We start from the raw sequence: 19,828 nt of genomic DNA, 5'->3' as shown, positions 1-19,828 counted from the left end.
ATGTTCAGGCGGTCGCGGCCGCAGGCCTGCGGTGCTTCTTGCGGACTTCCTCGATCCGCTCGAAATGATGGCAGCTCACGAAGTGTCGGACACCATCGTCCTCGGTGATACTGCGGAGTTGAGGCTGCGCCTGTGCGCAGCGGTTATCGGCGTGCGCACAGCGCGTCCGCAGACGGCAACCCTCGGGCGGAGCAAGAGGACTGGGCGGCTCTCCCCGCAAAGTGTCGATCGTCTCCTCAAGACCATGCACCTCGAGCAAGGACGAGGCGATCAGGGCCTGGGTATACGGATGCCGGGGGCACGCGAACAGATCGGCGGCAGGAGCGATCTCCACAATCTGACCGAGATACATGACGGCAATCCTGTCGCAGAAGCGAGACACCAGCCTGAGGTCGTGCGTGATCATCAGGATCGTAAGGCGCCGTCGCACCCTCAGTTCCGCCAGGAGGTTGAGGATCTGCGTGCGCATGGAGGAATCAAGAGCTGAGGTTGGCTCATCGCAGATGAGAAACTCCGGTCGCAGAAGAAGCGCGCGCCCGATCCCGACGCGCTGGAGCTGCCCGCCGGAGCATTGATTGGGATAGCGGTCGTAGAAAGCCTCTGTAAGGCCGACCTCGCGCAGCATTTCGATCACCCTGCCCTTGCAGTCGGCGGGCATGTACATCGCATGTTGCGAAAGAGGCGCCTTCATGCTTTCGCCGATGGTCATCGAAGGATCAAGGGCCGAATAGGGATCCTGGAACACGAGCTGCATGGTACGGCGCATCTTGCGCAGCTCCTCGCCACGCAAGGCCATGACATCACGACCGTCAACTTTGACACGCCCCGACGTGAGTGGCGTCAGGCGCGTGAGCAGCTTTGCGATAGTGCTCTTGCCGCAGCCGGATTCACCCACGAGTCCTAAGACCTCGCCATGCCGAATGGAGAAACTGGCTCCATCGACCGAACGTACCAGCCTCCCCCCGGACAGCGCATAATGCTTGGTGAGGCCTTCTGCGATCACGAAATCAGTGCTTGAGACGCGCGGCTTCATGCGGGAGCCCCTTCGCTGACAGCGGCTTCGCGATCAACGACAGTCCAGCATCGCGCCTTGCGCCCGAAGTCGGTGTCTCGAAGACCGGGTTCCTCCATGACACAGCGTTCCAGATAACCATGAGCCTGTGCCACGGGACAACGCGGATGGAAGCGGCAGCCAACGGCCAGATCCCTTGCATGCACAGCGCCATGCGGCAACGAGAATAGCCGTCCCTGAGCGTCGACCTGAAGAAGCGAGCAACGGATCAGGGCCTGCGTATAGGGATGCGCGGGATTCTTCAGAACCTGCGACGTTGGACCCTCCTCGACGACACGCCCCGCATACATCACGACAATGCGGTCGGCGATCGCTGAAACAACGGCAAGATCATGAGTGATCAACAGCACGGCAAGGCGGCGATGACGGCGTTCGGTATCGAGGAGTCGCAGGATCTGTGTCTGGACGGTCACATCGAGCGCCGTGGTCGGTTCGTCGGCAATCAACAACTCCGGACCGGCGCTGAGTGCCGCGGCCATCATGACCCTCTGAGCCATACCGCCTGAAAGTTCGAAGGAGTAGCAATCCACCCGCGCTGCTGGATCCGGGATGCCGACCTCCCCCAGAAGGCCAACCACCTGCCGGCGATTTTCCCGACCATGCGTGCCGTTATGATAAAGGAGCGGCTCACCCACCTGAACACCGACTTTCGATGTCGGATCGAGCATGACTTGCGGCTGCTGGAACAGCATGGAAAGACGGCCGCCTCTGAGGCGATCGAACGCGGTGGAGGAAAGCTTCTGCAGGTCCTGACCATCGAATTCAATAGCAGATGCCGACATCTTCGCTGCTGAAGGCAAGAGGCGCATGATCGATAGCGCTGTCACGCTCTTGCCGGAACCAGATTCGCCTACCAGCGCAACGACCTCACCCCTACGAACGTCGAAGCTGACTCGATCCAGCATCGGCTGATCCAGTCCGACGAAGTGCACCGTCAGATCGCGGACGGACAGGATTGGGTCTATGATATCTGCAGATCGGTCGGTACTTTCGCAGGCCTTGCATGTCATGCGATCATTCTCCCATATGAGGAACAGAGGATTCACGCTGCTGAGGCGACATCCTTCCTTGCCTGGATCGCCTTGCGCATCGTTTCGACAGGATTGCCAAAATGCCGGCGCAGCTCAGCAACCCCGGCTTCCAGTGTGCCGGACAAGACCAGATCCGCGAGAAGCTGATGTTCCTGCACAAGAGCGTCGTTTCCCTTGTAACCGCCCATCAGCTTGTGCAGGCATAGCTTCGTCTCGGCCTGTACGGTGGCATAGACACGCGACAGCCGCGGGCTTTCGGCGGCATCGACCAGGGTTCGATGGAACTGCATGTCGAGCTCGGCAATCTGTGACCAATGGCGGCTGAGGCGGGCACGCTCCATACGGATGGCGATGGCGCTGAGTTCCCTGTGCACGGCGATGCGCTTCTCCGCGCTGCCCATTATCTTTTCCATCGCGGTAAGCTCCAAGGGCTGGCGTACGAGGTAGATGTCGATGACATCGCTTTCCGTCAGTTCCGGCACGAAGACCCCGCGATGCGGCAGGCTGTTGACGATCCCCTCCTGCGCCAGCCGCGCGAGGGCTTCGCGGACAGGACCACGACTGACACCGAAACGCTCGGCGAGCTCGGCCTCGTTCAACTGCGAGCCTAAGGGGAAAGCACCGTTTAGAACGCCATTGCGAATTTCATGGGCGACCTGCGTCGCCAGATTGGAGCGTGGAAGCTTGGCATTGCCGCCCTTCAATTTCGTCATGCTAATCTCCCTGGACCCGTTCAATGTCTGTGCCACTTTTCGAGACCCTGACCGAGCCAGGTGACTGAAAGTGCGGTGAGGAAGATCGCGAGCCCTGGAGCAATGATCAGAAGCGGCACGCGATCGAAATAGTTCTGCGACGAGGCCATCATTAGCGCCCAGTCGGCATGAGGCGGTTGAACGCCGAGACCGAGGTAGGACAACCCACCGACGGTTATCAGCTTGTGGCCGAAGCGCAGAAATGTGATCGCCGCGACGGGTCGCAATATATTGGGCAGTACATGGCGAAACAGGATGAAGCTCGGACGGCAGCCGAGCACTTCCGCCGCGGCGACATATTCGCGAGTGTTGATGGTGAGCGTGAGGCTGCGAGCGAGACGAGCGAACGGCGCCCATCCGACGACGGTCAGCGATACGATGAGCGTGACATAGCCGGAACCAAAGATGGCAACCATGAACATTGCGACTATGACATCGGGAAACGACAGGATCAGATCGACGATCCGCATCATGAGTTCGTCAAGCCATCCTCCCGCACGGGCGCTCATCATGCCCACGGCCAGGCCGATTACCACGCAAAGGAGGAGCGTCAGAGCCGAGATAGCAACAGCGAACTGGCCGCCGGTGAGAATGCGGCTCAACAGATCCCGCCCAAGCTCGTCCGTTCCGAGCCAATAGGTCGCGCTCGGCGGCTTCAGGCGCTTCAGCAGGCTCTGTGCCGCAGGATCATGCGGCGCAATCCAGGGACCAAGGACGAGCAGCACCGCGATGATGGCAGACATCGCCGTACCGATTATGAGCGTCCAGTGCCAATGTGCCAGGAGCCGAAGAAATTTCAGCTTCGATATCGCCTGATCTTCCGTCCACGCCGACGACATGCTGGGATTTTGGCTAGTGGACATGGCCGGCCCTCACAGCGGGGTTGATGAACATATGCAGGAGGTCGGCGATCGTGGTGATCACCACGGACAAGATGACGATGCAAACGAAGCCGCCCTGCAGCATTGGAATGTCCTTGTTGATCACCGCCTCGTAGAGCAGACGCCCCATGCCTGGTATCGAGAAGATCACCTCGACGACCACCGAACCACCGAGAAGACCGGCCAGCCACATTGCAAAAAGCGTCAGCACGGGCATGACCCCATTGCGTACGCCGTGATGCAGGACGGTCTGCCGCATGTTCAATCCACGCGACAGGGCGGCTGTGATGTAGGGTGCGCCCAGCACGTCAATCATGGCGGCGCGGGTAACCCGCGTGAAATAGGCCATGGGACGCAATGACAGCACGAGAGCGGGCATGACTACCGAGGATGGTCCCCGCCACCCCGCAGACGGAAGAACGCCAAGATGGAGGGAGAAGAGAAGTATGGCCATAGGAGCCATCCAGTATTCCGGGACCGCGACGAAGGTCTGCGTCACGAAAGTCGCAGCAGTATCGAACCGCCCGCCAGGACGTATCGCGCTCAATGTACCGAGCGGAAAAGCCAACAGAAGAGCGAAAGCCAGGGAAACCGCCGCCAGGGTTGCCGAAACGCCCAGCGCCCGTGCGACCTCGCCTTCCACGGGCATCTTGTTGGCGAACGAAATTCCCAGATCCCCTCTCAACGCATCTGCCAGCCAAATCCCGTATTGCTCATGCAGCGGCCGCTCGAGCCCCAATTTCACTCTCAGCGCTTCCACAGCGTCTTCATCGACAGCAAGGTCGCCGACGCGCGACTGAAGGATGGTTCGCACAGGGTCTCCGCCGCTCACATAGGGAACAAGAAAGGCGAGAACGGAAACCACGAATGTCGTGGCGGCTAGAAAGGCAAGACGCTGCAGCAGGATTTTCATCATGTTCGCCCGCCTCCCCCGTTACAATGGAATGCAGCCTGAAGGATATCCGTCTGGCAGCAGGCTCCTGCCCGCGTCAGTCGGCGTCCTCAAGATGTCTGACCGATAAGAAGAAGGCTTCATCGCTTCGGATTCCATCTTAGATTTAGAAGCTATCCCCCCGGAGGGCATATTGTCATGATGGATTCACAATTGTAGGATTGTCAACAATAGAAATATTGACGGGGATGCAAAAAACATCTTGATCCTATCCCCCCTGAGGGGATATAGAGTCACGCATCGACAGGTCATATAGACTATATCCCATATAGGTCGTTGCCATGCTTGACTTGACAAGCCCGAATTTTCCAAATCAGCTTCTTCTGACGCAACTGAATGACGAAGCGGGCGAGACCGCAGCTCGCGCGCGCAAATTCTGCCTCGACGTCATCAAGGAATTCTACGGTTTCGACTACCGGCCGGATTGGCACGGTGACCTTGACTCGCTCCTACTTCCGCCCGGTGGAAATCATTTCAGCAGCTCCAACCGCGGCGCTTTCTGGACCGTCGAAGACGAAACTGGCGAGATTATCGCCACGACCGGAATCCGGCACCTTGGATGGAAACCGAACTGCGCAACACTCTTCGCCGATATTTATGGCGACGGCACGAATGTAGCCTCTCTGTGGCGTCTCTATGTGCGCAAGGACAAGCGCGCTCACGGCCTGGGCAAGAGGCTTGCCGCGCTTTGTGAGTTCGACGCGCTCGCCAAGGGCTATGGGCGCATGTACCTCCATGCGAGTTCCGATGCAGTCGCGACCGTCGGCTTTTGGAAGTCCAGGCAATATGTCGCGCTCGCCGATGACGGCGAGACCATTCATTTCGACAAGCTGATCAACGGCAAAGCCGTGCAGGCCACCGCCCTCCGATGATCATGTGAAACCAATCGCAAAATCATTCCTTCGAAGCACATCTTGGAGAAACTTATGGAATCCTTCAGTTCTTTGGTCGCCCAGGGAAGCGGCGCAGCATGGCTCTATATCCCCAGCGCTATCCTCCTCGGTGCCCTTCACGGGTTGGAACCGGGTCACTCCAAGACGATGATGGCCGCATTCATCGTGGCCGTAAGGGGAACGGTCGTTCAGTCGATCCTGCTCGGGCTGGCGGCGACATTCTCCCATACGCTGGTCGTGTGGGCGATCGCGCTCGGCGGAATGTATCTTTTTTCCGGTCTCGATGCCGAAACGGCAGAACCGTATTTCCAGATTGCCTCGGCCGTCATCATCATCGGTGTCGCCACCTGGATGTTCCGGCAGACGTGGAAGGAGCAGAGCGCGGCCAAGCAATATGAGCGCGACGTCGCCGAGTGGGAAAAGACCCGTGACAAGACAATTCCGGCGCAGCGTATCGATACCGGCCATGGGTTCATGTCGATGGAAATCTCGAAGGAACGACCGGCCTTCTGGCGCCTACAGGTCGTCAGCGGCGACAACTGGACGGCCGAGTATGTCACCTTGACCACGGAACGCCCTGATGGCACGAAGCAGAAGTTCTCCTTTGTCGACCGCAACGGCTACATGGAGTCCGTCGAAACCATCGCCGAACCCATTGATTTCGTGGCTCGCCTCAGCCTCGATCACGGCGACCACGAACACGACTACGACGTCTCTTTCCTGACAGATTCGGCAAAGGCCAAAACATCCGATAGCGGCGTCAATCTCGCCACTGAGGGCTACCAGGACGCCCATGCCCTTTCCCATGCGAACGATATCCGCAAGCGGTTCGCCAATCGTCAAGTCACGACCGGACAGATCATCCTGTTCGGACTGACCGGCGGCCTGATTCCCTGCCCTGCGGCAATTACAGTCCTCCTCCTCTGCCTGCAGCTCAAGGAGATTTCGCTGGGTGCCGTTCTCGTCCTGTGTTTCTCGATCGGTCTGGCAATCACGCTGGTCATGGTCGGTGCTGCCGCCGCAATCGGTGTGCGCAAGGCCACCCAGAAGTTTTCATGGCTCTCGAACGCCGCTGCCCGCGCGCCCTATTTCTCCAGCGCAGTCATCGTACTTGTCGGGCTTTACATGGGCTATCACGGCGTCAACGGCATCATGAACCCCCATCACGAACCGGTGGAGAAGGCCGCCAGCCTCCTGCAGTCCGGAACAGGTGCCACAGTCAACGTTCAATAAGGAGGATGGATCTTGGTACAATCGGCCGGCGAAACTTGCAACAGCCACGTCAAAGGAATGATGGATATGCCTTCGGAGACTGGTGTCAATTCCCAGGTCGCATTAGGAACAAGCTCAGGCTCGTCATCCAAATCCTTATCGAAACATGCCTTGCCAGCAAATCCCGGCAAGGCTGATGATGGCCACAGCATCCATCATCATCATGAAGCAATCGCCAAACGGCTGAGGCGGGCCGAAGGACATCTCCATACCGTCGTCCAGATGATCGACAACGGCAGGGAATGCATCGACATCGCCCAGCAGCTTTCAGCAGTCGAAAAGGCGATCGTGCAGGCTAAGAAAACTCTCATACAAGATCATCTCGATCATTGCCTGGAAGATGTCGTCGGAACTCTGACGCATGACAAGCGCCGCCCGATAGACGAGTTCAAGGCCATCACCAAGTATCTCTAGCTGCCGACGCGCATCGCGTCGGCGGAAAGACCTCAGTCAGATCGACACATGACACGACACGGTCATCGATCGGAGCGATCAAAACTCGCTGAAGGACTCCCAATGGAACAGCTCGCCGGGCATATCGCCGACTTTATCGAATACCACCAGACGTATGCGTTCATGGTTGCAGGTCTGATCGCGTTTGGGGAATCGCTCGTCATCATCGGGTTTGCGATCCCTGCCACCGCGTTGATGGTCATTCTTGGAGGACTTATCGGTGCCGGCGCAATTCAGCCCGTACCCATCGTCACCGCTACGATCATTGGCGCTATTCTTGGAGACGCCGTTTCATACTGGATCGGTCGATGGGCGGGACCGGGCCTTGCCGATCGGTGGCCGCTCGCCCGGTACAAATCCGGCATGGCCAGAGCCCGTATTTTCTTTCGGAAACATGGCGCTTCCTCGGTCTTCTTCGGGCGCTTTCTCGGCCCTGTTCGTTCAACGGTTCCCCTGGTGGCCGGCATGATGGCGATGGACCATCGGCGGTTCCAGCTTGCGAACATAGCTTCAGCGGTCGTCTGGAGCCTCGTCATGCTGTTGCCGGGCTGGCTGGCGGCAATCGGCGCCGCGGAACTCGACAGTGTCGGATACATGGAAAGAGGTGCCGCTGTGCTCGCCTTCTCCCTTTTTCTGATCCTCGGCGCCGGAGCAGTCACCAGGAAGGTTCTTGGGGCCAATGCAACGCGGGCAAAATCGACCGATCATGCCATCCATCATTGCTGCGGAGGCAAGCACCCTGCCTGCCCCGGCCACATTTGATTACCGACGAGCCCATTCTCCCGCGACGGCGTGAGTGCGATCGGCTCATAGCGATGCAATGCAAACCGCCACAGACTGGCAAATCACGGAAGGAGAATGTCAAATGTCCGAACAGCCTTCGATTCATATGGGCCATGGCCAAATGGTCGATATTGTCGGCAAGGGCGCCGACAAATGGGAGATCGCTTTCAGCGAGGCAGGCGTCACCGACTACAAGGCGCCGCCTCTCAACGAAATCGAGGCGGATGCGATCGATCTTTCCGGAAAGATCCACCCGCTAGCGATATCTGCCGGTCCCGACGGTTCGACTGTCGTCGCCAGTGGACGGGTCGAAGGTGCCTACCGCGTCCGTGTCCGTGTCTGGCATGGCACTCATTTCCATACACGCGAGGCCTATCTGCCAGGTGCAGCGCCAATCGACGCGGTCGTCGGACCGAATGGAGGCTCGGTGGCGGGCTTCGATGATGATCTCAAGGTGGAGGTCAAACCGATCGATCCGGCGACCTGGGAGCTCGTTTTCATCAGCGGCGATGCCGCGATTGAGCCGCCTGAAGCCGAAGCAGTCGTCGTCCAGGCCATCGGGCCTAAGGCCGAGGACTATCAGATCCGTAACCTGAAGACTGCAGCATCAGGCACTGGCAAGGCTCTGATTGCGGAGGGCAAGATCAAGGATGCCGTCTACGCGCGCATCTCGGTCACGCGAGCTGGAAAAGAGGCCGTTCGCAGCATTCCCGTACTGCTGGCGAATTGACACATTTGCTGACGCCGCTCTGCCACTCGCAAGAGCGGCGTCAGCAACCATGAAACTGCATTCACATTCGGATCGGCGTTCGATCCAATGGCAGCGCAAGCTGCCTGACTGGACGTTTGACACAGTCACGAGCGCTGGAGCTCATCGTCACGCATATGACTGTGCAGACAGTCAGTAAGAAGTCGCCGATGATCGCCATCACGCCGTTGCTAGCCAGCAGAGGTTGGTGGCGGTCGCGAAACCCATTGCGCCCTCCTCGATCGTCTCGGCAGAAGGGAAGCTCCCTGGTCGTAGACCCGCCAGCCATCCTGCTCCTATCGCGAAAAATTTCATCAACGATAGCGATGTCGAGATCGCAGCCGAGGGGGCACGATCCTGTGCTCGCGAAAACGGCGTTCCGCTCCCTTGCAATGCCGTCTCAAGATTTTTGCCAGCTTCACCGCCCGCCCTGCTCGCGGTCCTTTTGGTCGCCGCGGTTATACGCAGAGCCGACGGCGTCGGTCTTTTGCCGATAGTTCTCCGGAAAGTTCGATTGCGGGTTCCATTTCATGGTCGTCATGGTATGTATTATATGTAACGGTCGTAACAAAATTGAGAAACGTCTTGAGCCAATGGATCTTGCTGACCTACAAGGTGCCCTCGGAGCCTGCGGCCCGAAGGGTCGCATTGTGGCGACGCCTTAAGGGCTTGGGAGCCATCTATCTTCAGAACGGGGTTTGCCTCCTCCCCCGCACCGATGAAAACCTCCGACGGCTGAAGATGTCGGAACTGGACATCTCCGAGATGGGCGGCGAATCCGTGTTGCTGGAATCAGCACCTCTCGATGACGTTCAGCTCAACAAAGTGATCGAACGCTTCAATGCAGATCGTGACGAGCTCTACCGAGAGTTCATCGGACGCTGCGACGATTTCGAGAAGGAAATCGCGAAGGAGATATCGAAACAGAAGTTCACCTATGCCGAACTCGAAGAAGAAGACACGGACCTCGGGAAGCTCCAGGAATGGTTTGAGCGGATCAAGAAGCTCGATTTCTACGGCGCGCAATTAGCAACGTCGGCCGCCCAGAAGCTCAAAGCCTGCGAGGCCCTGCTCGACGATTATGCACGCCAGGTTTTCGAAGCCAACGAAGAGAACAAAGGCGGCTGAATAAGATGCGCCGAGAGGACCCGCCAATGGTCGATGTCAACGCAAAAGGCCGGCGACCGGCACCAGTCATACCCGGTGGCGTCTGGGCACTGGGCTTCGTCTCGCTTTTTATGGACATCTCCTCCGAGATGATCCATGCGCTGCTTCCTGTCTACATGGTTACCGTTCTTGGAGCCTCGACGCTTTCCGTCGGCATCATCGAAGGCATCGCGGAAGCCACTGCTGCGATCACCAAAGTATTCTCTGGAGCCATAAGCGATTGGCTCGGCAAACGAAAACTGCTGGTCCTGCTGGGATATGGGATGGCCGCACTGACGAAACCGATTTTTCCGATTGCGCCGTCGATCGGCTGGCTTGTAGCAGCACGTTTCATCGACCGTATCGGCAAGGGCATTCGCGGTGCGCCGCGGGATGCCCTGATTGCAGATATTTCGCCTCCCGAAGTTCGCGGCGCGAGCTTCGGACTGCGGCAGTCTTTGGACACGGTCGGCGCCTTCCTAGGTCCGGCGCTTGCGCTGCTTCTCATGTGGTGGACTTCGGATCAATTCGGCACAGTTTTCTGGATTGCCGTCATCCCTGCTTTCATAGCGGTCGGCCTCATCCTTTTCTTCGTCAGGGAGCCTTCAAAAGCGCCCAGCGACAAAGGCGCGAAATTTCCGTTGCGAAAATCCGATCTCTTGCGTCTCCCAAGTGCATACTGGCTTGTAACGGGGGTAGCTGCGATTTTTACGCTTGCGCGCTTCAGCGAAGCTTTTCTGCTGCTCGATGCCCAGAGCCTCGAGATGCCCGTCATGCTAATTCCCCTTGTGCTGATCGGCATGAATTTCGTCTATTCGCTATCCGCATACCCGGTCGGAGTTCTTGCCGATCGGGTCGACCGCGTGACGTTGCTTTTGATCGGTGTCGGGCTGCTGGTCACAGCCGATCTGACACTGGCTTTCGTTCCCGGGCTACCTGGCCTGGCTCTGGGAGTCTTGCTCTGGGGCTTGCATATGGGCTTCACGCAAGGGATCTTTGCAACGCTGGTCGCCGACGCCTCTCCGAGCAATCTGCGGGGAACAGCCTTTGGAGTCTTCAATCTCGTTTCCGGTATCGCCTTGCTATGCGCCAGCATTCTTGCCGGTGGGCTCTGGGAATGGATCGGACCTGACAGCACCTTTGTCGCCGGCGCGGCTTTTGCGTCCATGGCCGGTCTGATCCTGCTTGCTTTCAGAGAGCGCCTCAAGAGGGCTTGAACCGCTCGCTCGCTTGTAACTCCCGCCATGGCTTCAGGCAGATGTCAGTGAACTGGTGCATCCCGTCACAACACGATAGGAGACCAAATGTACGCACTCGACGCTGCCATTACCGGATGGATCAACAGTCTGGCCGGGAACGGCCTTCTGGACCAACTCATGATCGCCGTCTCCACCGTTGGCGTTCCACTGCTTATCCTGACCGTCGCCGCCCAATGGTGGGTCGGTTCCGAACGGACAAGAACGCGCCACGTCCTGATCGCGGCCGGTCTGACTTTCCTCATCGGGCTTGGGATCAACCAGATCATTTTGCTCTTCGATCACCGCATCCGGCCATATGATGTCGGGATCACCCGGCTTTTGATTGAACGCAGCAGCGATCCTTCGTTCCCATCCGATCATGCGACGGCGAGCTTCGCAATTGCGGCAGCTTTTCTTGTGCACAAGATGCCGAAGCGCGGCCTTTTCTTCCTTCTGGCCGCCGTTCTGGTGTCCTTCTCGCGGGTCTACATCGGCACGCACTATATCAGCGACGTCATGGGCGGCGCACTGACAGGCATCTTCGCGGCAATCCTGGTCAAAACGCTCTACAGACCGGAGACGCGTGTCGATCGCTTCATCACCGGCATCCTTTGAACCGCATGAGCCCTATGTCAGTACTGCATGTGATAGCCGATCGGATAGAGCGGATGGGATGTATCGTGCGGCACATCGGATTTCTGTCTCCGGACCTCATCCATCGATGAAGGAAGCTCGAAGGGCAGCTTGCCTTCCGCCTTCTGCTTGCCCTCGATCACGTCGAACAAGGCTGCGTCGCTTGCGCCGAAATTGGCAAGGATCGCAGCGGCATGCTCGCGGATGCCGGTAAGGATCGCCGGACGCGCCAGATAGACGGTAACGATCGTCGGAACCTGCTTTGCCGTCTCCTTGAACGCCTCGAAATCGGCGTTACCGTCCTTGAAATCCAGATCGCCTTCCTGCTGACGGGAACCGAAGAAGTAGTTCATATGCGGCTGCTGATAGGGCGCGTTAAGACGCACCACCGCAAAGTCGGCATCCTTGGCATCGGCCACCACAGTAAAGCCCTGCGCCGACGCAACTTTGGCATCGACACCGTAGAGGAACACCTTTTTTCCTGACTTCACCGGCAGCAGGCCAGCCTTGTTGTCGAGCAAGACCATGGCTCGGCTTTGAGCAGCGGTTGCCTCCTCAGCAAATGCCGCATTGCCAACGATTGCCCGCGCCTTTTGCAGGTCGACATACGGATTTTCAAAGAGGCCCTGCTCGAATTTCTGGACAAGGATACGGGCTGCAGATTGATCGAGGCGCTGCTCGTTGATCTTTCCTTCCTTCACCGCCTGAACAAGAAGATCGGAAGAGGTGACACCGCCGAACTGATCGACCCCGGCATTGACGGCTTTGGCGAAGCGGTCGACGCGGCTCAAATCCTCGACACCCCAGGGCATGCCAAAGGTTTCCTCGTTCAAGGTTGGCTTTACACCCGGCTTCTCGCCATCCAAGCAAGCGCCTTTGCAGTCGTTGGTGATCAGCCAGTCGCTGAGAACGACACCGTCGAAGCCATAATGGCCGCGTAACAGGTCGGTCAAAAGCTGTTTGCTGTATCCCGCGCCCACCGGCTCCAGTGGCTTGCCGTCGAGGGTCACGCCATCCAGGATCGAATATGTCGGCATCACGCCGCCGACCTTCGCCTTGAAGGCGCCCTCAAACGGAATGAGATGTTCGGCGAAATTATTGCCCGGAAAGGTCGCGTGGCGTCCGTAGACGTTGTGGCTGTCGTAACCGTCTTTTGCCGCGCCATAGCCGACCCAGTGTTTGGCCACTGCAACGACACTGTCCTTGTTGATGCCGTTCTCGCCATTCTGGAACCCGGCCACATAGGCTTCCGCCATGGATTTGGCGAGTTGCGCGTCCTCACCGAACGTCCCGTTGGTGCGTGGCCAGCGCGGCTCGCTGGCAAGATCCACTTGCGGAGACAATGCTTCCTGTATGCCGACGGCGCGATATTCCTGGCGAACAATATCGCCGAAGCGCCGAACGAGCGACGGATCTCCTATCGCCGCCAGCCCGAGGGTCTCGGGCCATTTCGAGAATCCCCCCGCCGAAACGCTTGCGCCAAGCACGAACTGGAAGTGATTGCGAGGATCGGTGCTGATCGTCGCCGGAATGCCAAGCCGTCCAGCCTCCGCGATCTCCTGAAGCTTGTTGTTTTGCTCGGCCAATAGAGCGGGATCACCCGCCAATCGCGTTATGAAGGTCACGACCTTGCGCCCATCGATCATGTCCTTGGCGCGCACAAGATCATATTCGGTCCCGACCCCCATGCCGGAACCGGGGCCGATAGACGGAGCGGTGCCATGCATCATGAGGCCGGCCTTCTCCTCCAGCGTCATCTGTCTGATGAGATCGGCAGCCCGCTCGGCAGCCGGCAGGCGCCAGTCTTCGTAAGGATCAAGTTTGCCGTTGCGATTGAGATCCTTAAAGGAAAGCCCATCAATGGTCAGCGTCTTGGCGACACGGGCCGAAAGCGCGGACTGCTCCTGCGACAAAGCTGTTGAAGCGAGCAGCGATCCGGCCGCGCATAAGGCAATAAACTGTTTCATGGCATCCCTCCCGAAAGAATTTCAATCGATCCCGGCAAATTGAAGGGGCGCAGATTGCGCCGCCTCATGTGCTTTGGCGGAACCTGTCGGCCCGCCGATCCCCCATCAGTTTGCAGCCGATAACGTAAGTATAAACTAACGCAACTCATCGACAATCGGATTGCTGAGAATGCCGAGCCTGTCGATTTCCACCTCCACGACGTCTCCCGGCTTCATCCACAGCGGTGGCTGCCGCTTGGCGCCAACCCCGCCCGGTGTGCCGCTGACAATGACGTCACCCGGTTCCAACCGCGTGAAGCTGGAGCAATATTCGATCTGCCGGGCGATATCGAAGATCATCTGGCCGAACGTCGCGTCCTGAACCACTGCCCCATTGAGACGCGTCTGAATACGAAGATCGGGTAGCGGACCGAGCTCGTCCGGCGTCATCATCCACGGCCCGAAGGCACCGGTGTCGGGGAAGTTCTTGCCCGGCGTGAACTGATGCGTATGACGCTGGAAATCACGCACGCTGCCGTCGTTGTAGCAGGCATAGCCGGCAACGTAGCCCATGGCCTCGTCGCGGGTGATGTAACGGCCGGACTTGCCGATGATGACCGCCAGCTCGCCTTCGAAATCGAGCTCAGTCGAGACCTTCGGGCGCACGATCGGGGCGAGATGGCCTGTCTGGCTATTGGCATAGCGAGCAAAGATCGTCGGATTTTCCACCTCCGCACGTCCCGTCTCCTTGCGATGCATTTCATAGTTCAGGCCAACGCAGAGGATCTTGTCGGGATTGGGGATGACCGGCAGCCATTCGATTTCACCGAGCGGCGTGGCTGCAGCGGAAGCAGCTGCCTCAGCAACGCCGGCAAGACCGACGGCCACAGCCGCTTTGAGATCGGCATAGCGCGCCGCGAGAGCCGCGCCGGCATCGAGGAAGCGATCGTCCTCGACAACGCCCCAGGTCGGACGGCCGGCGATCTTGACGGTGGACAGTCTCATGGTTCTTGCTCCTGTAGGGGGTCGGACTGGGCGGCGGGCGCTATCACACCCGCTGCATTTGATCGGTGAAGCGCGTTATCTTGCCGAAGCGCTCGATGGTGCGGTCCGGAAAGATCAGTGCGAAAGCGGAAATTGCGCCGATGATGAGGATTGCGGCCGTGAACAGCATGGCGTTTGCATAGCCAGCCGCGACATGGTCGGGTCCGGCCGCCTGCACGATCATGCCGGTAACGGCGTTGGATGCGAGTGCCGACACCGCATTTGCCGAATAGATCACGACGATCAGCCGGCCGCGCTGGACGGCGGGCGCGACGCTACCGAGCGTGATCGGGCCGTAGATCGTCGTCAGACTCGGAGCGGCAAAAGCGATCGCGATCAGCGCCAGTTGCAGCGGACCGCTGACATGAACCGAGGCAATCAACGCCAATCCACTGACGAGAAGCGCATAGCCCGAGGCGCTGCCGAGGGCGGCGCGCTTGCTGACACCCTTCTGAAGCATGCGCTGAGCAATCCACGAACCGATGAGCAACAGCGGCGACTGGAAGATATAGACGGCCGAAATGATCGAGCCGGTCTCAGTCTGCGAATAGCCGAGACCCTGCTGCAGGAAGGGCGGCAGCCAGGTGGCCGACATGCCGACGATCCAGTAGGACATGGTGGACATAATGATGACGCCGATAACGGTCGGGTCGAGCCAGAGCTTGCGGGCTGGGATCGGGGTCTCTCCCACCACAGCGCGAGCCTTTTCGTTCTCCGCGACCGCATGCGGCCCTTCGCCGCCGATGAGCAGCCAGGCGATGATCCAGGCGACGCCGATCAGTCCGCAGAAAAGGAAGCCCGAACGCCAGCCGTAGTTGACGATGACATAGGTGAGGATCGGCCCACCGGCGAGCAAGCCGACGCTGATGCCCTGCAGCACGACGGCACTCGGCACGCTGCGCCTTTGTGGGCTGAACCAGTTATGGCAGGCATGCAATGCCGTCGGCAGCCCGGGTCCCTCCCCGAGGCCGAGCAGGATGCGGCAGGCGACAAGAACCGTCACCGAGCTGGTGAAATAGATCGGGATCTGCGCGATCGACCAGATTGCCGCAAGAATGACGAGAATCCATTTGACGGGGACGCGGCCAATCACGAAGAGGCCGACGAGAACGCCAGAAATGGAGAACAAGAGAAAGAAGCTGCTGCCGATCAACCCGAACTGCTGCGGCGAAATGCCGAGATCTTTCATGATCGACACGGCGGAAAGGCCGAAGACCAGCTTGTCGAAGAAGTTCAGCGTCTGGAACAGGAAAAGCAGGATAAGGACGGCAAAAGGTTGCCATTTACTGGTGGTATCGGCGGTCGACTCGGACATGTGTTCCTCCCAGAACCTCAATGAAAACTGCAATTGCCGACGCTGCCTCAGGCGAGACGCGTCCGTAGATCGGCGATCTGTTGGCGAAGGACCTCGACGCTTCGGGCAGCGCCAAAGACATAGTGGTCAGGACGCACGAGCGCGGCGATCGCACCATGTCGTTCGAACCAGGCAGAAAGCACGCCGTCCTTCTCCCGGAGTACCGACGGATCGATTGCGTCTGTGTCCTTGGGCACAACAGCCTTCACCACGATCCCGTCGATCGCTTCCGCGAGTGCCCGTCCCTCCGCCGACCCGATCTGGCGGCCGTCGAGCACAAGTCGCCAAACCGGTCCGGTGAAAGCGTCCATCAGCCGTTGATCCGAACCCTCGACGATCGCCGGCTGCGGAAACAGTAGTCCCCGTGCCGGCGTGCCTTCTTCTGTGATCAGACCATCCTCGATGGGCGGGACGATTTCCTGACGGGTAATGGTCAGCGGCCGACCGCCGCCCTCTGCAAGAATGCGGGCGTCACGTGCCGCAGCAGCCTCCGGATCGCGTTCGCAGATCGTCTGACCGATCGCCTTGATCTTGCCGGTCAGCGCCTGCACATGCCGCTTGCGTTCCACCGTGTAGGTGTCCAGCAGCGCTTCGGAAGACTGTCCCTTCAGGATGCGGTCGAGCCGCCAGATGAGATTGGAAACGTCGCGAAGGCCCTGGCACATGCCCTGCCCGATAAAAGGCGGCTGCTGATGGGCGGCATCGCCGGCAATCAGTACCCTGCCCCGCCGCCAGTCGTCGGCCACGAGCGCATGAAACCGATAGGCAGCGGCACGCCAAAGCTCGCCCTCCTCCGGCGCCAGCCAGGGCGACAGCAGCCGCCAGACATTGTCGGACTTTTCCATCTCACGCGGGTCTTCGCCGGGCAGCAGCATGATTTCCCACCGGCGATGGTTCTTCGGCCCCATGATGTAGCTGGTCGGACGCGCCGGGTTGCAGAACTGGGCCGAAGTCTGCGGCAGCCTGCCAAGTGCGGCCTCATGCACCTGGACATCGACCACAAGCCACGGCTCGTCAAAGACGAGATCTTCGAGCTTCATTCCGGACAGTTCGCGCACCCGGCTTGAGGCACCGTCGCAGCCGATCACATATTTTGCCGCGATCCTCCGACTTTTGCCGGACGAATCCTCAAGCGTTACGACCACCTCATCCGCGCGTGGATCGAGATCGACCATTTCCGTGCCAAGCTCTATCGCCACGCAGTCAAAGCTCTCGGCATGGCGTCTCAACACAGCTTCGACAGGAGGCTGGGTAAACACCATGCTCGGGGTATAGCCGAGCGGATAGGGCTCAGGCACCATGTCGATACGGCGGATCAACTGCCCTTCCGCGCCGAAGTGCTGGGAGGCCGTGAATGGTGCGATATGGGGAAGCACTTCGTCGGCAATGCCCATATTGTCGAAATGGCGCAGGATTTCGTGGTCGAGCGCGATGGCGCGCGGCTTGTCGTAGATGCCGGTCAACCGATCGACGACGAGCGTGGAATGGCCGCGCGCACCGAGCATGCCGGCGGCCACAGCTCCAGCCGGGCCGAACCCAACCACCAGCACGTCATAGCGGTTCGAAATATCACTGTCGTTCTTCACAGGCATGCCTCTGCAAATATCTAACGGGCGCATCAGACGCCGGAAAATCCGATGGAAATCTGCGCCTTCTTACAGGCGTCGCTCTTTGGAGGCGCAATGCCCCAGTGGTCGGTCCGGCCGGGCGGCCAGACCCATTCCTCAGGGCCTCGGGCGCGGTAGCTGTCGTCCACTTGCAGGACTTCAGTGGTGTATTCGATCACCACACCTTGCGGATCGACAAAATAGGCAAAGACGTTGTCGCCCGGCCCATGCCGGCCGACACCCCAGCCGATCGGATAGCCGTGATCGACGACACGGCCCGAACCTCGCATGACGGATTCAAGGTCAGGCATGAGGAAGGCGACATGGTTCAGTCCATTTACCGGCGCTTCGGCCAGCACGACCGCGTGATGATCGTCGTTGCAGCGCAGGAAGGCCATGAGTTTCGACCGGTCTGTCAGACGGAAACCCAGGACAGCGCGATAGAATTCCGAAAGCGCCTCGATCTGAGTGCTGTTAATGTTGACATGAGCGAGGCGCCCCGGCCGGTTGGGAACGACGCGCCCTTGCTTGCGGCGGTCGCCATAGACAAATTCCAGTACCGAGCCTTGCGGCTCTCGGATAACGAAACGCTCGCCGCCGGCCGGTCCATCGGCGGCTCCGATTTCGCGCAGAACAGTGCAGCCCGCAGCAACCGTCTTTGCAAAAAGCGACGCTAGCGCTTCAGCCGTGCCGACGCGAAAACTGATCTTGCGCAATTCCGAGCGGTCGCTTTGCTTTAATTCCAGCACATGAAAATCATCGCCCGCTGCCGCCAGGAAAACCTTGCCTCCCACTTCGGCAACGACATCCAGGCCCCAGATGCGGGTATAAAAATCGACAGACGTTGCAAGATCTGGCGTAGCCAGTTCCACGCTGCGCAAAGCGATGACAGGAAATTCAGTCATAGGATCAAACCTCATCCAAGCCCAAGAAAGCTCGTGCGTTCGCAAATGTCAGGCGCGCGCGCAAACTTGCATCCGCAAACGCTTCCTCGATGCGAGCGACAGGCTCTTTCTCCCGAAAATTGAAGGGATAGTCGGTTCCAAGCAGCACGCGATCTTCGCCGAAGACGGCGACCAGATGGCGCAGCATGTTCAAATCGAAGACCAGCGAATCCACATAGAGGCGTCGCGCCTGCACAGCAGGGCTCTCCTGCATGATCTCGTTGAGCGCCGGGAAGGTCGAATAACCCTGCTCCAGCCGCGGCAGCAGCGAGGCAAACGTTCCACCGCCATGGCTGAAGGCGATCCGCAGCTTCGGGAATTTCTGAAGCAGCCCGCCGGTAATCACGGATGCGGCCGCCAATCCGACATCGGTCGGGTAGCCGAGCACCTGCTGAAGCGGGGCCGGCCCGAGCAGTCTGTCCATGCCGGTCGGGCGCACTGCATGCACGAAGACCGCAGCGCCAAGCTTCTCGGCTTCCGCAAAGAATGGATGGAAACAAGGATCGCCGATCGGCACGCCATTGATATTGCTGCCGATCTCAACACCGCGAAAACCGAGTTCGCCGACGATGCGATGCAATTCGAGGATCGCAAGATCAATGTCCTGAAGGGGAAGCCCGCCGAGCCCGACGAAACGCCCCTCACCCTCTCCGACGATCGCGGCGATCGCATCGTTGACGAATCGGACAAGGTCGCGGGCCGCAGTCTTTTCGATCCAGTAGCCGAAGAGTTCGGGCATGGGAGATAGAGCCTGAATGTGGATGCCGGTCCTGTCCATCTCCTCCAGCCGCCGCTCAGCCACCCAGCAGGCATCGCTGACCGTGCGATAAGGCTTGTCATCGATCACGACCGTTGCGTGACAAGCATCTGCGGCAACCATCGAAGGCCAGCCGCGGATCGGGGCGTCCCCTGCGGAGAGCGGAAAACGTGCAGGCACCACGTGGCAATGGATATCAATGCCGCAACAAGCGCAGCGATTCGCAAAGGCGCCTGACGCTCCCTTTTCCGTTCCGCTCATCGGACCCTCCCTCGTTAAGACATCTCATAATGTACAAACTTTTTGCCGTAAAGATAAAATT

The 19,828-nt window shown here is 59.2% G+C and carries 19 protein-coding genes; 8 read left to right on the top strand and 11 right to left on the bottom strand.

Annotated elements, in window-relative coordinates; genetic code table 11:
• Window positions 1-4 precede the first annotated feature (4 nt).
• Genes ABOK31_RS32685 through ABOK31_RS32665 form a run of 5 tightly spaced genes read right to left on the bottom strand, consistent with a single transcriptional unit; the run spans window position 5 to window position 4,652 of the window.
• A complete protein-coding gene (locus tag ABOK31_RS32685; protein WP_174173564.1) occupies window positions 5-1,033 on the bottom strand; it encodes an ABC transporter ATP-binding protein in 1,029 nt (342 codons plus the stop codon).
• On the bottom strand, window positions 1,030-2,082 hold the full coding sequence (locus ABOK31_RS32680) for an ABC transporter ATP-binding protein (protein WP_349961886.1): 1,053 nt from the start codon (window positions 2,080-2,082) through the stop codon (window positions 1,030-1,032). The genes ABOK31_RS32685 and ABOK31_RS32680 overlap by 4 nt, the downstream gene beginning before the upstream one ends.
• 32 nt (window positions 2,083-2,114) lie before the next feature.
• A complete protein-coding gene (locus tag ABOK31_RS32675) occupies window positions 2,115-2,816 on the bottom strand; it encodes a GntR family transcriptional regulator (protein ID WP_349961884.1) in 702 nt (233 codons plus the stop codon).
• A gap of 20 nt (window positions 2,817-2,836) precedes the next feature.
• Entirely contained in the window at window positions 2,837-3,718 is an 882-nt protein-coding gene (locus ABOK31_RS32670; protein ID WP_174173567.1) for an ABC transporter permease, read from the bottom strand.
• Window positions 3,708-4,652: an ABC transporter permease gene (locus ABOK31_RS32665; protein WP_174173568.1), complete on the bottom strand. Its 945-nt coding sequence runs from the start codon at window positions 4,650-4,652 to the stop codon at window positions 3,708-3,710. The genes ABOK31_RS32670 and ABOK31_RS32665 overlap by 11 nt, the downstream gene beginning before the upstream one ends.
• A gap of 317 nt (window positions 4,653-4,969) precedes the next feature.
• On the opposite strand from ABOK31_RS32665, the gene ABOK31_RS32660 reads away from it, so the two are divergent.
• The 8 genes from ABOK31_RS32660 (at window position 4,970) to ABOK31_RS32625 (ending at window position 11,836) form a co-directional block, all read left to right on the top strand.
• Window positions 4,970-5,560, top strand: a complete 591-nt coding sequence (locus ABOK31_RS32660) for a GNAT family N-acetyltransferase (protein WP_349961881.1) — start codon at window positions 4,970-4,972, stop codon at window positions 5,558-5,560.
• 54 nt (window positions 5,561-5,614) lie between these two features.
• Window positions 5,615-6,814, top strand: a complete 1,200-nt coding sequence (locus ABOK31_RS32655) for a nickel/cobalt efflux transporter (protein ID WP_349961879.1) — start codon at window positions 5,615-5,617, stop codon at window positions 6,812-6,814.
• A gap of 189 nt (window positions 6,815-7,003) precedes the next feature.
• On the top strand, window positions 7,004-7,267 hold the full coding sequence (locus tag ABOK31_RS32650; protein ID WP_349962852.1) for a metal-sensing transcriptional repressor: 264 nt from the start codon (window positions 7,004-7,006) through the stop codon (window positions 7,265-7,267).
• Between the two features lie 102 nt (window positions 7,268-7,369).
• Window positions 7,370-8,068 (top strand): DedA family protein, encoded by a 699-nt coding sequence (locus tag ABOK31_RS32645; RefSeq protein ID WP_349961878.1) that lies wholly within the window; start codon window positions 7,370-7,372, stop codon window positions 8,066-8,068.
• Window positions 8,069-8,171: 103 nt separating this feature from the next.
• On the top strand, window positions 8,172-8,819 hold the full coding sequence (locus ABOK31_RS32640) for a hypothetical protein (RefSeq protein ID WP_349961877.1): 648 nt from the start codon (window positions 8,172-8,174) through the stop codon (window positions 8,817-8,819).
• Window positions 8,820-9,437: 618 nt separating this feature from the next.
• The gene (locus ABOK31_RS32635) at window positions 9,438-9,965 is read left to right on the top strand and encodes a Chromate resistance protein ChrB (RefSeq protein ID WP_349961873.1); all 528 of its coding nucleotides are present in this window, start codon (window positions 9,438-9,440) and stop codon (window positions 9,963-9,965) included.
• Between the two features lie 26 nt (window positions 9,966-9,991).
• Window positions 9,992-11,200, top strand: coding sequence for an MFS transporter (locus tag ABOK31_RS32630; protein WP_349961871.1), 1,209 nt, complete (start codon window positions 9,992-9,994; stop codon window positions 11,198-11,200).
• An 87-nt stretch (window positions 11,201-11,287) separates the two neighbouring features.
• Entirely contained in the window at window positions 11,288-11,836 is a 549-nt protein-coding gene (locus tag ABOK31_RS32625; protein ID WP_349961869.1) for a phosphatase PAP2 family protein, read from the top strand.
• A 17-nt stretch (window positions 11,837-11,853) separates the two neighbouring features.
• Here the strand turns inward: ABOK31_RS32625 and ABOK31_RS32620 are convergent, their stop codons facing one another.
• From ABOK31_RS32620 to ABOK31_RS32595, 6 genes are all read right to left on the bottom strand, one after another.
• Window positions 11,854-13,821 carry a glycoside hydrolase family 3 N-terminal domain-containing protein gene (locus ABOK31_RS32620; protein ID WP_349961867.1) on the bottom strand — a complete coding sequence of 656 codons (1,968 nt, stop codon included), beginning with the start codon at window positions 13,819-13,821 and terminating at the stop codon, window positions 11,854-11,856.
• Between the two features lie 135 nt (window positions 13,822-13,956).
• On the bottom strand, window positions 13,957-14,805 hold the full coding sequence (locus ABOK31_RS32615; protein WP_349961865.1) for a fumarylacetoacetate hydrolase family protein: 849 nt from the start codon (window positions 14,803-14,805) through the stop codon (window positions 13,957-13,959).
• A 43-nt stretch (window positions 14,806-14,848) separates the two neighbouring features.
• The gene (locus ABOK31_RS32610) at window positions 14,849-16,159 is read right to left on the bottom strand and encodes an MFS transporter (protein WP_349961863.1); all 1,311 of its coding nucleotides are present in this window, start codon (window positions 16,157-16,159) and stop codon (window positions 14,849-14,851) included.
• Window positions 16,160-16,206: 47 nt separating this feature from the next.
• On the bottom strand, window positions 16,207-17,790 hold the full coding sequence (locus ABOK31_RS32605) for a bifunctional 3-(3-hydroxy-phenyl)propionate/3-hydroxycinnamic acid hydroxylase (RefSeq protein WP_349961862.1): 1,584 nt from the start codon (window positions 17,788-17,790) through the stop codon (window positions 16,207-16,209).
• 26 nt (window positions 17,791-17,816) lie between these two features.
• Window positions 17,817-18,710 carry a VOC family protein gene (locus ABOK31_RS32600; RefSeq protein ID WP_349961860.1) on the bottom strand — a complete coding sequence of 298 codons (894 nt, stop codon included), beginning with the start codon at window positions 18,708-18,710 and terminating at the stop codon, window positions 17,817-17,819.
• A 4-nt stretch (window positions 18,711-18,714) separates the two neighbouring features.
• Window positions 18,715-19,767 carry an amidohydrolase family protein gene (locus tag ABOK31_RS32595; protein WP_349961858.1) on the bottom strand — a complete coding sequence of 351 codons (1,053 nt, stop codon included), beginning with the start codon at window positions 19,765-19,767 and terminating at the stop codon, window positions 18,715-18,717.
• Window positions 19,768-19,828 lie beyond the last annotated feature (61 nt).

The organism is Rhizobium sp. ZPR4 (assembly GCF_040215725.1).
GTDB lineage: Bacteria > Pseudomonadota > Alphaproteobacteria > Rhizobiales > Rhizobiaceae > Rhizobium > Rhizobium rhizogenes_D.
The sequence above is the reverse complement of the archived record's forward strand: the minus strand, read 5'-3'. Positions and strand labels throughout refer to the sequence as shown.

What these genes read in the sequence shown, in the direction of transcription:
- ABOK31_RS32685 (WP_174173564.1), bottom strand. Translation starts at nt 1,033, where the DNA reads ATGAAGCCGCGCGTCTCAAGCACTGATTTCGTGATCGCAGAAGGCCTC.
- ABOK31_RS32680 (WP_349961886.1), bottom strand. Translation starts at nt 2,082, where the DNA reads ATGACATGCAAGGCCTGCGAAAGTACCGACCGATCTGCAGATATCATA.
- ABOK31_RS32675 (WP_349961884.1), bottom strand. Translation starts at nt 2,816, where the DNA reads ATGACGAAATTGAAGGGCGGCAATGCCAAGCTTCCACGCTCCAATCTG.
- ABOK31_RS32670 (WP_174173567.1), bottom strand. Translation starts at nt 3,718, where the DNA reads ATGTCCACTAGCCAAAATCCCAGCATGTCGTCGGCGTGGACGGAAGAT.
- ABOK31_RS32665 (WP_174173568.1), bottom strand. Translation starts at nt 4,652, where the DNA reads ATGATGAAAATCCTGCTGCAGCGTCTTGCCTTTCTAGCCGCCACGACA.
- ABOK31_RS32660 (WP_349961881.1), top strand. Translation starts at nt 4,970, where the DNA reads ATGCTTGACTTGACAAGCCCGAATTTTCCAAATCAGCTTCTTCTGACG.
- ABOK31_RS32655 (WP_349961879.1), top strand. Translation starts at nt 5,615, where the DNA reads ATGGAATCCTTCAGTTCTTTGGTCGCCCAGGGAAGCGGCGCAGCATGG.
- ABOK31_RS32645 (WP_349961878.1), top strand. Translation starts at nt 7,370, where the DNA reads ATGGAACAGCTCGCCGGGCATATCGCCGACTTTATCGAATACCACCAG.
- ABOK31_RS32640 (WP_349961877.1), top strand. Translation starts at nt 8,172, where the DNA reads ATGTCCGAACAGCCTTCGATTCATATGGGCCATGGCCAAATGGTCGAT.
- ABOK31_RS32630 (WP_349961871.1), top strand. Translation starts at nt 9,992, where the DNA reads ATGGTCGATGTCAACGCAAAAGGCCGGCGACCGGCACCAGTCATACCC.
- ABOK31_RS32625 (WP_349961869.1), top strand. Translation starts at nt 11,288, where the DNA reads ATGTACGCACTCGACGCTGCCATTACCGGATGGATCAACAGTCTGGCC.
- ABOK31_RS32620 (WP_349961867.1), bottom strand. Translation starts at nt 13,821, where the DNA reads ATGAAACAGTTTATTGCCTTATGCGCGGCCGGATCGCTGCTCGCTTCA.
- ABOK31_RS32615 (WP_349961865.1), bottom strand. Translation starts at nt 14,805, where the DNA reads ATGAGACTGTCCACCGTCAAGATCGCCGGCCGTCCGACCTGGGGCGTT.
- ABOK31_RS32610 (WP_349961863.1), bottom strand. Translation starts at nt 16,159, where the DNA reads ATGTCCGAGTCGACCGCCGATACCACCAGTAAATGGCAACCTTTTGCC.
- ABOK31_RS32605 (WP_349961862.1), bottom strand. Translation starts at nt 17,790, where the DNA reads ATGCCTGTGAAGAACGACAGTGATATTTCGAACCGCTATGACGTGCTG.
- ABOK31_RS32600 (WP_349961860.1), bottom strand. Translation starts at nt 18,710, where the DNA reads ATGACTGAATTTCCTGTCATCGCTTTGCGCAGCGTGGAACTGGCTACG.
- ABOK31_RS32595 (WP_349961858.1), bottom strand. Translation starts at nt 19,767, where the DNA reads ATGAGCGGAACGGAAAAGGGAGCGTCAGGCGCCTTTGCGAATCGCTGC.